Origin of the sequence: Stenotrophomonas sp. MH181796, from assembly GCF_009659995.1 — a bacterium.
GTDB classification, from domain to species: Bacteria; Pseudomonadota; Gammaproteobacteria; order Xanthomonadales; family Xanthomonadaceae; genus Stenotrophomonas; species Stenotrophomonas riyadhensis.
The window spans coordinates 275765-289292 of record NZ_RAHU01000003.1; the positions used below are offsets into that span (position 1 = coordinate 275765).

The 13528-nt window shown below is 66.0% G+C and carries 10 protein-coding genes; 4 read left to right on the plus strand and 6 right to left on the minus strand.

The window, feature by feature from the left end; translation table 11 throughout:
* Window positions 1-33: 33 nt before the first annotated feature.
* From D5301_RS08710 to D5301_RS08730, 5 genes are all read right to left on the minus strand, one after another.
* Window positions 34-1467: a porin gene (locus D5301_RS08710; protein WP_153855371.1), complete on the minus strand. Its 1434-nt coding sequence runs from the start codon at window positions 1465-1467 to the stop codon at window positions 34-36.
* Between the two features lie 129 nt (window positions 1468-1596).
* Window positions 1597-2373 (minus strand): ABC transporter permease, encoded by a 777-nt coding sequence (locus D5301_RS08715; RefSeq protein WP_153855372.1) that lies wholly within the window; start codon window positions 2371-2373, stop codon window positions 1597-1599.
* Window positions 2357-3190 carry an ABC transporter ATP-binding protein gene (locus D5301_RS08720; RefSeq protein ID WP_153855373.1) on the minus strand — a complete coding sequence of 278 codons (834 nt, stop codon included), beginning with the start codon at window positions 3188-3190 and terminating at the stop codon, window positions 2357-2359. Before D5301_RS08720 ends, D5301_RS08715 begins: the two co-directional genes overlap by 17 nt.
* Window positions 3191-3204: 14 nt before the next feature.
* Window positions 3205-4266 carry an ABC transporter substrate-binding protein gene (locus tag D5301_RS08725; protein ID WP_153855374.1) on the minus strand — a complete coding sequence of 354 codons (1062 nt, stop codon included), beginning with the start codon at window positions 4264-4266 and terminating at the stop codon, window positions 3205-3207.
* Window positions 4267-4340: 74 nt separating this feature from the next.
* Window positions 4341-5462, minus strand: a complete 1122-nt coding sequence (locus D5301_RS08730; protein ID WP_153855375.1) for a 4-oxalomesaconate tautomerase — start codon at window positions 5460-5462, stop codon at window positions 4341-4343.
* Between the two features lie 109 nt (window positions 5463-5571).
* On the opposite strand from D5301_RS08730, the gene D5301_RS08735 reads away from it, so the two are divergent.
* On the plus strand, window positions 5572-6474 hold the full coding sequence (locus tag D5301_RS08735; RefSeq protein WP_153855376.1) for a LysR family transcriptional regulator: 903 nt from the start codon (window positions 5572-5574) through the stop codon (window positions 6472-6474).
* Between the two features lie 50 nt (window positions 6475-6524).
* Here D5301_RS08735 and D5301_RS08740 read toward each other — a convergent pair whose 3' ends face one another.
* Window positions 6525-8177 (minus strand): ABC transporter ATP-binding protein, encoded by a 1653-nt coding sequence (locus tag D5301_RS08740; RefSeq protein WP_153855377.1) that lies wholly within the window; start codon window positions 8175-8177, stop codon window positions 6525-6527.
* 128 nt (window positions 8178-8305) lie between these two features.
* On the opposite strand from D5301_RS08740, the gene D5301_RS08745 reads away from it, so the two are divergent.
* The 3 genes from D5301_RS08745 to D5301_RS08755 are packed head-to-tail and all read left to right on the plus strand — an operon-like array spanning window position 8306 to window position 13526.
* Window positions 8306-10696, plus strand: a complete 2391-nt coding sequence (locus tag D5301_RS08745; protein ID WP_228756363.1) for a TonB-dependent receptor — start codon at window positions 8306-8308, stop codon at window positions 10694-10696.
* Window positions 10697-10704: 8 nt separating this feature from the next.
* Window positions 10705-12174, plus strand: a complete 1470-nt coding sequence (locus D5301_RS08750) for a DUF3526 domain-containing protein (RefSeq protein ID WP_153855378.1) — start codon at window positions 10705-10707, stop codon at window positions 12172-12174.
* The gene (locus tag D5301_RS08755; RefSeq protein ID WP_153855379.1) at window positions 12171-13526 is read left to right on the plus strand and encodes an ABC transporter permease subunit; all 1356 of its coding nucleotides are present in this window, start codon (window positions 12171-12173) and stop codon (window positions 13524-13526) included. Before D5301_RS08750 ends, D5301_RS08755 begins: the two co-directional genes overlap by 4 nt.
* The last annotated feature ends 2 nt before the right edge of the window (window positions 13527-13528 follow it).

The window sequence follows — 13528 nt, forward strand, 5'->3', positions numbered from 1 at the left end:
CGCAAGCGGCACACAGGATTCGGCACGCAGATGCTAGAAGGCCACCTGCAGGCGGGTATTGAAGGTGGTCCCCTCGTCCCTGCCCTGCCCGGTGCCACTGCGATTGTGGGTCTGCCAGCGGATCGCTTCGAACATCACGCGGCTGAAATCGTTGAGATACCAGTTCGCGCCCAGCGTCCACGCATGCCCTGTTCCGCCAGTGGGCAGCTCGGCATAGTCCACGTCCTCATAGCGGCCCTTCAACTCCCACGCGCCGGCACCGCCGCGGGTGACCGGATCGGCCACCTTCACCCGGCCCCATGTACCGGCCTTGCCCGAATAGGCCGGCATCGCACCGGCCAGGAACCAGCCGGCCGAGATCGCCCAGGCCTGATGGTCCAGATCGTAACGGCCGCTGGCGTCGGCGCCGCGCAGGTTGCGCGTGCCCCATTCGCCGGTCGCCCAGGCCGGGCCAAAGAAGCCGGCAAGCTCTGCGCCGTAGGCGGTGCTGCGATCAGCCCCCGACAAGGTGCCCGGCGCGATCTTCACCAGGTCGTTGAAGTGCCCTGCGATGGCCGAACTGCGAACGACGCCACTCGCGCCCGCGGCGATCTCCTCGTGGAAGGCCCAGGCGCCCAGGTGCACGGTGGCGCGGTCGCTGGCCACGGGATTCCAGTGCACGCGCGTGGCCCAGGTCTGGCTGTCGTTGTCGGTGCCTGCATTGTTGAGGTCATTGCCGGCCACCGACAGGCTGGCATGCCAACCCTTGCCGTAAACACGTTCAGTCAGGCCCACGCCGAACAGGCCGCGTTGCGGCAGCATCAACGTGCCCACGACGTTGCGGTCCTGGAACGGCGTGTTGGATGTGCTGCTGGAGCCGTCGATGCCGCGGTCGTTGAGGCGGTTGCCGATGGTGAGGTCGGCTGGCAACCCGAACAAGGTGTGATCCAGCGTGGCATAGACCGACTTCCAAGCCACTGCGTTGTCGGCGAAGTCACCCTCCACCGCCCAGCCGAGGATGCCGTAGCGCCCTTCCGCACCCAGGCGCACCGAGCGGATCTCGGTGCCGGAGATGTTGCGATCGCCCACGGTGGCGCCGTCGGTACTGGAGGCATCGACGAACAGGCGTCCACGTGGGCGGAAAGCCACAGTGCCGTCAGCACTGCTGAATTCCGGGGCACCCTTGGACCACGATACCTTGGGCAGCCTGGACTGGCCGGACTCCAGTGCGGCGACCCGCGCCTCCACTGCAGGCTCGGGCGGGGCGGGCCGCATGGCCGCAATGCCCTGCTCGCCCTCCACTGCCCGCAGGCGCGCTTCCAGCTGTTGGATCTGCAGTGCCTGCTGCTGCACCAGGCGTGACAGTTCTGCCTGGCTGAGGGGCACCGGCGGGGATGACACGGCCTGTGCACCTGCAGGGCCGCTGGCCAGCAGCAGGCCGAGCGCGACCGATAGCGCTGCGCGTGGCAGCACACTGGAGTGTTTCATGGCTCTCTCTCCGGCCAGCCGGCCCCCTGGCCTGGCGCTGGCCTGTTGCGGTGATGCGGGGGAATGACGGGGAGGTGCGCGCCGCCGGATCAGGCCGGCGGCGCGACAGGCAGGCTCAGGCGGCCGTGCTCAGCTGGTGGCCTGTGCCTGGGCGTTGGGACGCCAGGTGATCAGCTTGTTCTCGACCACGTCCAGCAGCGCGTCGATGACCAGCACGAAGGCGGCCAGGATGATGATGCCGGCAAACACACCTACGGCATTGAAGTTGCCCTCGGCCTGAGCGATCAGGTAGCCGAGGCCGGCCGAAGCACCGAGGTACTCGCCGATGATGGCGCCGACGACGGCGAAGCCGACCGATGTGCGCAGCGAGGACAGGATCCAGCTGGCGGCCGCCGGGAAGTACACGTGGCGCAACAGGTCGCTGCGTCCGGCACCAAGGATGCGCGCATTGGCCAGCACCACCGGATTGACCTCGCGCACGCCCTGCATGGCGTTGAAGAACGTGGTGAAGAACACCAGCGTTACGGCCAGTGCGACCTTTGACCACAGACCAAGGCCCAGCCACAGCACGAAGATCGGTGCCAGCACCACGCGCGGGATCGCATTGAAGCCCTTGATGAAGGGATCCAGGATGCGTGCCGAGCGCCGGCTCAGGCCCAGCCAAACACCGCCGGCCACACCCAGCCCGGTGCCGATGATGTAGCCCAGCGCGGTCTCGGTCAGGGTGATGTAGACATGCTGGTAGAACGAGGTGTCGGACAGCCAGGTCCAGGCCTGCTGCACGATCGCCGTTGGCGACGGGAAGAAGAACGGATCGATCACGCCGAGCGCGATGCCGCCCTCCCAGCCACCGAACACGACGACCACCAGGGCCAGTTGGATGAACTTGTCAGTCTTGGCGTGCATAGCTCTTCTCCACTTCACCGCGCAGGCAGGCCCAGATGTCGCGGTACAGGTCAGTGAAACGGTCATCCAGCTTGATCTCTGCGACGTTGCGCGGGCGCTCCAGATCCACATCGAAGCTGCGCACGACCCGGCTGGCCGGCCCGGACGACAGCACCACCACGCGGTCCCCCAGGGCAATGGCTTCTTCGAGGTCGTGGGTAATCAGGATCACCGAGCGCCGATCCTCCTGCCACAGGCGCAGCAGCTCGTTCTGCATCAGGTGGCGGGTGTGGATGTCCAGTGCCGAGAACGGTTCATCCATCAGGATCACCTTCGGCTCCACGATCAGTGCCTGCGCCATCTGCACGCGCTTGCGCTGGCCACCGGACAGCTGGTGCGGATAGCGATGCTCGAATCCGGTCAGGCCAACCTTGGCCAGCCAGGCATTGGCCTTGGCCTTGCGTTCGGCTTCGGCGACACCGCGGAAGCGCAGGCCCAGCTCGACGTTCTGGAATGCGGTCTTCCACGGCAGCAGTGCATCCTGCTGGAACAGGTAGCCCACCGATTCCTGCACGCCGCTGACCGCGCGGCCGTCGATGCTGACCTGCCCGCAAGAAGGCTTCAACAGGCCGGCCACGGAATTGAGGATGGTGCTCTTGCCGCAGCCGGTGGGCCCGACAATGGCGAGGAACTCGCCATTGCCCACCTGGATGTCGACATCACGGACGGCAGTGAATTCACCGAAGGACATGGTCACCTTGTTGATGGCGACCATGGTCTGTGCAGGCTCCAGCTGCGGCGCGCCGTTGAACTGGCGCACGGTGGCATTGAGGGCCATGGGATTACCTCCGCTTACGGTTGGGTTGCCGGCGCCGCGGCGTTGGCACGCTCGACGAAGGCATTGGTGTAGGTCCTGGAGAGATCGATGTTGGCGCTGGCCACATCCGTGTTGAACTCGCGCAGTACCTTCAGCGGTGTTTCCAGGTCGGCGGGGGTGAAACGGCCATCGCGGGTGAAGATCGCGCGCGCATTCTCCACGGCGCGTGCATAGGTGGCACGGTCGCCAGACACGTAGCTGTCCGGCAGTGCCGCAACGATGTCCTCGGCGCTGCTGTCGGCGATGAACTTCAGTGCCATCTGCTCGGCGCGGGCGATCTTCTCCGCCGCCTCGGGGCGCTTGTCGAGGAAGCTCTGGTTGGCATACATCACCGAGGTCGGATACAGGCCGCCATAGACCTGACGGGCACCGTCGTCGCTACGGGCATCGATGATGATCCTGCCGACCTTGCGCTCGGTGATCAGGGTGGCGGCAGGGTCGTAGTTCACCAGCAGGTCGATCTTGCCCTGCTCCAGTGCGGCAACCGCTGCGGCGCCGGAGCCGACGCCGATCAGCGAGATGCTGTCGACCGGAATATCGTGTTGCGCCAGGAAATGGCGAACGAAGAAGTCCGACGACGAGCCGGGTGCGGTGATGCCCACCTTCTGGCCCTTGATGGTCTCCGGGCGTGCTGGATCGAAGGTTGCATTCTCGCGCCCCGCCATCACCAGGCCGGAGTTGCGCGAGAGCAGCACGAAGGCGACCACGTCCTTGCCCTTGGCCTGCATCTGGATGGTGTGGTCGTAGAAGCCGACCGCCACGTCGGTGGAGTTGGCCACGAGTGCCTGCAGCACCTTGGAGCCACCCTGGGCGAAGTTCTCGGTCTTCACTTCGAGGCCGACGTCCTTGAAATAGCCCTTGGCGTCGGCGATGAAGAACGGCAGGTTGTTGAGGTTGTAGGAGCCGACGCTGATGCGCACCGGGGCACCTTCGCTGCTGCGTGCGGACGTGCCAGCTGCATCGCCGTCGGGCTTGCTGCACCCGGCCGCGGCCAGGCCCGCCGCGCACAGCGCGGCCATGAAGAACTGCTTGTACATCATCCCTCCCAGGAGTGAAGCATCTACGTTGTAATGGCAGACAGGCGCGCCTGCGCCGGCCGACCGCGTTCAGATCATGCCGCTGACGTCCATTGGCGGGCTTGGGTGGAACTGGCCATGGCAGATGCCGGCGTAGTCGCAAATACACGGCCCTCAAACAGGCGGCGTGCGGTACGCACCACGCTGGCAACCACTGGCGTGTCGCCCGAACTGCGACTGAGGCCCACCTCCAGGGCCCCGCTCGGATGTTCGAGGGTAATGCTGCCGGGCAACTGCACGCATCCGACCAAAGTGTGGGCCAGCGTGCCTGGGGTGACCGCCGCCGTGGCCAGGCCAACCGCGCCGGTGATCGCCAATGCGGTATGGCATTGGTGCGGCATGAAATAGCGCACCTGCAGATCGCCCCCATGCTGCGGTGCCGACAGCAGCACCGGCTTCGGGATGACCTTGTTGCCGGCATCGGCGATGCCCATGCGGGTCCCCGCCTCGATGCGCAGCGCCTCCAGTCGCGCCAGCAAGGCGCTGTTCGCATTCAGCTCAGCCGGCGAAGCATCACCGCGCACCCCCAGGTCTTCGGCGCGCACCAGCATCATCGGCATCGCGCAATCCACCAGGCTGACCGCCACGCCGTCAATGGTTTCCGCAGCATTGCCACTGGGCAGCAGCTTGCCGGTCCGGGCACCTGCCGCGTCAAGGAACGACAGCCGCACCGGCGAGGCCGAGCCCGGCGCGCCGGCAATGCGCGTGTCACCCCGATACACCACGGTGCCGCCAGGCGTTTCCACTGTGGCGATGATCAACTTGCCGGTATTGACGTTGTGGATGCGCACCTGCGTCTGCGGGTCCTGCGCCTGCACCAGTCCACGCTCGATGGCGTACGGACCCACGGCGGCCAGCATGTTGCCGCAGTTCGGTGAGGTATCCACCACCTGCTGCTCCACCCGCACCTGGGCGAACAGGTAGTCCACGTCGGCCTCGGGCCGGCTGGAACGGTCGATGATGGCGACCTTGCTGGTAAGCGCGTTGCCACCACCGATGCCGTCGATCTGCAGCGGATGACCCGACCCCATCACTTCCAGCAGCAGGCGATCGCGCTCGGCGATGTCCGCAGGCAGGTCGCTGGCCAGGAAGAAGGGGCCTTTGGAGGTGCCACCGCGCATGAGTACGCAGGGAATGCTGAGCAGATCGTTGGACATACGTGTGCTAGATTGATGCGTATAGGGGATGAATGACCCCTCTGTGATTCGATACTGGCATGGCGCCAATTGATCTGTGAATTGCTGATTTTTTGATGATTGATACCCAATGAGCATCAATTGCGAAATCCTGGATCTGCGCGCGTTCCTGCTGGTGTCCGAGACCCGCAGCTTCCATCGCGCCGCCGAGATCCTGCATGTCTCCCAGCCGGCGCTCAGCCGACGCATCCAGAAACTCGAACAGGCCGTGGGGTCACCGTTGCTGGAGCGCACCACGCGCAGCGTCAGCACGACGGCGGTGGGCGAGAACCTGTTGCCGCTGGTGCGGCGCATGCTGGAAGAGTTCGATGGCTCGCTGTTCTCACTGCGCGGCCGCGAAGACACCCGCGGCGCGACGGTGACCATCGCCTGCCTGCCGACGGCAGCGTTCTACTTCCTGCCCAGCGTGATGGCGCGCTTCCATGAGGCGCATCCGAATGTGCGCTTCCGCATCCTGGACATTCCGGCCACCGAAGGCCTGCAGGCGGTCGAGCGTGGCGAAGTCGAGTTCGGCATCAACTTCATGGGCGCGAACGATCCCAATCTTGATTTCGACGTGCTCGCTGAAGATCCATTCGTGCTGGCATGCCGGCGCGATCATCCCCTGGCTCGCAAGCGCAAAGTGGAATGGGCGGATCTGGCCGAGCACCAGCTGATCACCGTGCACCGCACCAGCGGCAACCGCACGCTGCTGGATGGTGCGTTGGCGCGTGAGAACCTCAAGCTCAGCTGGCACTACGAAGTGACGCACCTGTCCACGTCGCTGGGCATGGTCGAGGCAGGTATCGGCGTATCGGTGCTGCCGAAGATGGCCACGCCCGATGGTGATCATCCGAGTCTGGTGACGCGTTCGATCGGCAACCCGGTGGTGTCGCGCACGATCGGCATCGTGCGCCGGCGGGGCGCCCTGCTCTCCCCCACTGCCGAGCGCTTCCTGCAGATGTTGATGAGCCAGTGGCGCGGCGATGCCTGAGCACGACGGCGGCCCTTGAACCTGCAGGAGGCCCGCATGCCGCCGCTGGCTCAGCGATCACTCTCCAGCTCGATCACCCGGTCAGTCGGGCTCACGATGCCGCGCCGATGGGTGATGGCCACGACGGTTACGTCATTCGCCAGTGCGCGAATGTGGTCCATGATCTCGCGTTCAGTGGCCTCATCCAGCGCGGAGCTGGCCTCGTCCAGGAACAGGATGGCCGGTTCGCCATACAGGGCACGGGCGATCGCGATGCGCTGGCGCTCACCACCGGACAACTTCAGGCCGCGCTCGCCCACCGTGGTTTCCAGCCCCTCGGGCAGTACTTCAATCAACGGCAGGATCGCAGCCTTGCGTGCGGCATGCCGCAGCCGATCATCATCACGCGCGCGCCCCAGCAGGATGTTGTCGGCCAGGCTTTCGTTGAGCAGGATGACATCCTGCGGAACCACCGCGACGGCGGCATGCCACGCCGCACGGTCGATCCGGGACAGGTCAACGCCATCGACCAGGATCCGGCCACGCTGGGGATCGATCGACTTCAGGCCCAGCTTGAACAGCGTCGACTTCCCTGCCCCGGTCGGCCCGATCAGGAAATTGATGCCGCCACGTTCGGCCTCGAGGGACACATCGCTCACCCCGCGCCCATTGCCATAGCGGTGGCTGATCTGCTGGAACTCCAGGCGGCCGCCTTCCCCGGCGAAGCGCTGGGCATCGGCCACCTGCTGCTCCTCGGGCGCCGCCCACAGCGTTGAAAGCGGGCCCAGCATGCTCCAGGAGCGCGCGACGTCGTCGATCGAGCGGGCGATCATCTCGAATGGCATGTTGAGCTGGAGCAGCAGCAGGTTGAACAGCACGATGTCACCGATGCTGAGCGCGCCGCTCTGGTAGCGCGGCAGCAACAGCTGGAAGGTGACGATGAACTCGACAGCCAGGCCGGCGCCCAGCAGCGCGATGAAGCCGATGCGCTGCAGTACATAGGCACGCCAGCTGTCGCGCACCTCCTGGGCCTTCTGCTCGAAGCGCTGCACCATCCAGGCGCTGCCACCGAACTGCCGCAATGTCTCCATCGCATTCATGGCATTGCCGACGAAGCGGGCGTTCTGCTGCCCGGCCTCGACCGCGGCTTCGCGATGGATCCGCGCACGCCGGGTGGCAATCGCGGAAAGGGCGACAGCCACTGCGCCGTAGACCAGCACGATCAACACCACCTGCAGATTGATCAGCGCCCCCAGCGTGACCAGGGTCAGCAAAATCTGCAGCGCACTGGGAATGAAGGCCACCAATCCCAGCTGCACGACGATCTTCAGCGCCCCGCGGCCTTTTTCGCCAGCCACCTGCAGCTCGGCCGCGTTGTGGTCCAGGAAGAAACTGTTGGTCTTTTTCAGCAGGCGGGTGAAGTAGCGGGTGCTGGTGATGAAGCCAAGGTTCTCGCCACTGAGGAACGACAGGTACTGCACGATGTTCTGCAGGGCGCTGCCAGCGCCAAGCATGACCGCATACAGCACAAAGCCGCCAGCGAGAGCGCCGACCCCGTCGCTGGGCAGACGGTCGATCAGGCGCGAGAACAGATAGGGTGCCGCAACAGTGGCCAGGCTGGACAGCACGACACTGCTGGCGATCAGCAGCAACAGCCGACGATCAGTCTTCCAGTACGCACCCAGAATCTCCGCCACGGGAGGCGGAACGGCGTTCTTCGTCATTGGCCTCGCTCCAGCATGGGGTCGGCCCCTCTCCGTCGTTCGCCTTAATGATATGATATAACATCGCTATTCAGGAGCGGCGTGACCCTGCCGCAGGCCACACTCCAATGAGATCGATGGACCGGGGAATGACGAACGCATCCACTGCCATGGCGCGCGCGCGCCTGGCGATCAGCATCGCTGCGGGCTTGCTGGCCAGCCTGCCCGCACTGGCCCAGAACCCCGGCAATGACCGCAGCGCGAAAGCGCCGGTCACACCGCCCGAGGCGCCGACCGCCACCCTGGACAAGGTGCTGGTGGTCGGCAGCAACATCCGCGATGCCGTTGGCGGCGGTGCATCGCCGGTGATCGTGATCGACAAGGAGGCCATCGACCGCACCGGCGTGGCCACCGTGCAGCAGCTGCTCGAGAAGCTGCCGCAGAACTTCGGCGGTGGCGCCAATGGTGCCAACGTCGCCAATCTCGGCGTCGACCGCGATACCGGCAACAACTTCGGCCAGGGCACCGCCCTCAATCTGCGCGGGCTGGGAACCGGCACCACGTTGACCCTGATCAACGGCCATCGCGTGACCTCATCGAACCGCTACCAGTACGTGGATGTCTCGCTGATTCCGCTCAGTGCCGTCGAGCGCGTGGAAATCCTCACCGATGGTGCCTCGGCCATCTACGGCACCGATGCGGTCGGCGGCGTGGTCAACATCATCCTGCGGCGCGACTTCACCGGGTACGAGACGGCTGTGCGCTACGGCGCTGTCACCGCCGGCAGCATGGAGGAGTACCAGGCCTCGCAGTCGGCAGGCTGGTCATGGAATGGCGGCCATGTGCTGGCCAGCTATGAGTTCCTCAAGCAGAGCAACCTGCCGGCAGTGGACAAGGACTTTTCGAAGAACGTGCGGGTCAAGCCGTATGACCTCTACCCGGGATCCAAGCGCCACAGCCTGTATGTGGACGGTGTGCAGCAGCTCAGCGATGTGCTGACCCTGAACGTGACCGGCTCGTTCGCCAAGCGCGAGATGGACACCACCATTTCCGGCACCGCCGACGAAACCCGGTTGTTCCCGCACACGCGGCAGTTCGACCTGTTCGCCGGACTCACCCTGGATCTTCCACGCGGGTGGCAGGCGCGCCTGGATTCGGGGTTCGGCAGGAGCGATGTGTCCTATCAGCGCACCACCATCACTGGCAGCTCGGCCAGTACCGCGCCGCCCACGAATACCAACTCCGAATCGCGTTACCTGGACCTGGTCGCCGACGGCGAGCTGTTCAGCCTGCCCGCCGGTGGGGTCCGCGCGGCATTCGGTGCGGGCTACCGCCGCGACGGCTATGAACTGGTCGATCACCGCGGCCTGGAAAAGCCGCTCGACCTGCAGCGTACCGTGAGGTCCGCTTTTGCCGAGCTCAACGTTCCGCTGCTGAAGGATCTGCCGGGCGTGCGCAGCCTGTCCCTGACCGCTGCAGCGCGCTATGACGACTACAGCGATTTCGGTTCCACGCTGAATCCCAAGTTCGGCCTGCTGTGGGAGGCGACCCAGGGGCTTTCGTTCCGTACCAGCTACGGCCGCTCCTACCGGGCGCCGGTGTACCAGGACATGCAGCTGAACAACACCGTGGTGGTGGCGAACGTGCCCAACCCAGGCGCGCCCGGTGGCAACACGATCCTGATGATGCTGTCCAATGGCAACCCGGATCTGGGGCCTGAGCGTGCCAAGACCTGGACCGGCGGTTTCTCGTTCGCGCCGCCGTCCATACCCGGCCTCAAGATCGACGCCAACTACTACCACATCGAATACGCCGACCGCATCGGCAGTGGTTTCGGCGGCAGCTTCCCGTCGCTGTTCCAGCAGTCCACCGCGCCCTATGCAGACATCCTGACCACCAACCCCACGCAACAGCAGATCCAGCAGGCACGCCAGCTGGGCATTTCGGGCCTGGGCCTGTTTGTCTCACGCGTGGGGCCGTACGCGCTGCCGGCTGGAATGGATGAGAGCAACAGCCAGGTGATCCTCGACAACCGCTTCCGCAACAACGCCTTTACCCGGCAGCGGGGTGTGGACTTCAGTGGGTCCTATGCCTTCGATGCCGGCCAGACCCACATCGCGGTGAACCTGGCCGGGCAGTACATCATCGAATCGAAGCGGCGCGTGACCAGTACCTCGCCCGAGGTGGATGCGGTGAACGCGGTGTACTACCCCGTGGATCTCAAGATGCGCGGCGGCATCACGCTCAGCCGGCAGCAGGCAGCGGGCGGGCTCTTCGTGAACTTCGTGGACAGTTATCGCGACCCTGCCAATGTCGCGCGGCCGCACGTCAGCTCCTGGACGACCGTCGATCTGAATCTCGCCTATCACTTCGGCCCATCGGCAGATACGCAGCGTGGCACATCGCTTGCGTTCAACGTGCAGAACCTGTTCGACCGGGATCCGCCGTTCATCGTCAACAGCATCAACACCGGCTATGACCCCACCAATGCAACAGCGCTGGGTCGCTTCCTGTCCATGACGCTGACGCATCGCTGGTAGGCCGCCGCATGCGCGCCGATACCCCTGCCCTGTCGCGGACCGTCATGGCCATCCAGCAGGCTCTCGCTGTCGCGGCAACCCAGCTTGCGCTGATGTGGCGCGAGCGGCGCGTGCTGTGGCTCGCCCTTGCCCTGTTGCTGATTGCGGGAGCATCGGTGCTGAGCGGTGCCGCACGCCTGACCCTGCAGGCGCAGGAGCGCCAGGCCGTGAGCGCGGAAGAGGCGCGGTTGTGGGACAGCCAGGGCACGATCGACCCGCACAGTGCCGCGCATGTCGGGCGTGCCATTCCGGCCCCCGTGCGGCCGCTGGCTGCACTGGATCCGGGGCTGACGGATTACCTGGGAACCTCGGTGTTCATCGAGGGCCACGCACAGAACCCGGCCCGGCACCGCGCGGTTGATGCCGGTACCGCACTCAGCCGCTTCGAGGGCTTCTCTGCGGCGTGGGCGCTGCAGGTCGTGGCGCCGCTGCTGATCATCCTGGCCGGGTTCGCGACACTGTCTGGCGATATTGCCCGCGAGACCCTGCGCCAGGAACTCGGCACCGGCGCCTCGGCGGGCGTGCTGATCTGCGGGCGCCTGATTGCCCTGGCGACCGCGTCGCTGCTGCTGGTGCTGGTGCTGGCCATGCTGCTGATCAGCCTTCCGGGGCTGTCCATCCAGTACGGCGGCGCCGCGGATCTCGCTGCCCTGCTAGCACTGGCTGCCGCCTACGTACTCTATCTGCTGGTGTTCTGCGCACTGACCGTGGGGGTCTCGGCGCTTGCAGGCTCCGCACGGACGTCACTGGTCGTGCTGCTGGGCTTCTGGGTGGTGTCCACGCTGCTGGTGCCGAGGGTGGCGCCTGCCATCGCCGAATCCCTGTACCCGACCCCCTCGGCACCGTCGTTCAGGGCCAGCGTGACCGAGGAAGCGGAGAACGGCGCGGATGGCCACGATCCGGCCGACAAACGCCTCGATGCCCTGCGCGCAACGTTGATGGCGCGCTACCGGGTCGACAACGTGGACGACCTGCCGGTGAACTTCCGCGGCGTGGCCCTGGAGTTTGCCGAGGCCAACTCGACGCGCGTCTACAATCGCCACTTTGATCGCCTGCATGCCACCTACCAGCAGCAGGACGCCACCCAGCGCCTGTTTGGCCTTGTCTCGCCGATGTTGGCGCTGCAGTCCTGGTCGCGCGCCTTTGCCGGCACGGATTTCCCGGCGCATCTGGCGTTCCTGCGTGGCGTGGAGGACTACCGCTATCGGTTGATCCAGGCACTCAACCAGGAAGTGAAGCTGCACAAGGCGCCGCAGGGCGGAAAGCATGTGGCCGACATCGCCGGCATCACCCGTTCAGTGCAGTACCGGCCGCCGCAACAGACCCTGGCCGGTACTGCTGCCGCGCAGCGCGGAAATCTCGTCATTCTGCTGGCCTGGCTGATGCTGGGCTGCGTGGTGGTGCTCATCTCCGCACGGAAGCTGGGGAGATCGCCATGAGCGGTGTGTCGATTGCCCGCTATGAGATCCGCCGACTGCTGCGTGATCGAGCGCTGCCGGTGCTGCTTGTCCTGCTGCTCGCGCTGGGTACCTACGCTGCATGGAACGGCCGCGCATGGGTGGGCCAGCGCGAGGCGGCCATCGCCCTGATCCAGCAGGAAGAACAGCAGACGAAGGAGCACAGCCGCGCATTCGTCGGCAAGGCGCCCTCGGTGCTGCCGCGTGCACAGCCGGTGCTTGCGCCCGGCGCCATGGCACCGCTGTCGATCGGCCAGGCAGACGCCTACCCCTACACCGCCGATGTGGTCGCGCTGGGCGATCCGACCCAGCTGCTCAAGCACGTCTGGGCCGACATCGGCAATCCAGCGGCACGGGCTGCGGGACGGTTCGACCTCGCCTTCGTCATCGTCTTCCTGCTGCCGCTGGTCATTCTCGTGGCCACCCACGATCTGTGGTCACGTGAGCGCGAACGCGGCATCGCGGCGCTGGTGCTGTCGCAGCCGGTGTCGGCAACACGCCTGCTGGTGGTCAAGGTCCTGGCGCGCGGCCTGGTAGTGCTGTTGCCCGCGCTGGCCATCCTGCTGGTGGCGGCGATCGGGGCCGGCGCGCGCAGTCCAGCAGGCCTGGCCATGCTGGCGCTGACCGTCCTGCTGTACGGCGCCTTCTGGCTGGCCCTGGCACTGCTGATCGGCTGCCTTGCCCGGCGTACCACCGAGGCGGCCATCGCCGCCGGCGCGCTGTGGCTGCTGATCGTGGTCATGGCGCCGTCGCTGGCGCTGGCCACGGTGAACCTGATCGCGCCGCCGCCGTCACAGATGCAGTTCGCCACCGAGGTAAAGGCGATGCAGTCCGACATCGCCACGCGCCAGCAGCGCGAGCATGCGACGTCGGCGCCAGTGAATTCGCCGTCCGCCGTCATCTCCGACACTGTGCGCCAGGCGTACGCCGATCGGGTTGCAGCTGACCGGGAGCTGGCGCGCCTGATTGCCTCGCATGCGCAGGCCGAGGCCGCACACCGCCAGGTTCTGGACAAGGTGCGGCTGCTGCTGCCGGCCGTCGCGACACAGGACGCGCTCGACCGCATCGCAGGCTCGGATGCCGACCGCGCGCTCGACTTCCAACATCAGGTCCACGGCTTCTGGCAGGCACGACGGCTGTTGCACAAGGACTATCTGGACCGTGACGCGCCGCAGACCCTTGAAGAGTACGACGCACTGCCCCGCTTCCAGTACCGCGAGCCTGTGGGCGTCGTCCAGCCCGGGGTCCTGGCCGATCTTGCTGCGTTGATCATTGCCACCCTGCTTGTCCTGCTTGCAGCCGGTGCATTGCGCAGCCGGCTGGCAACGCCCTGAGG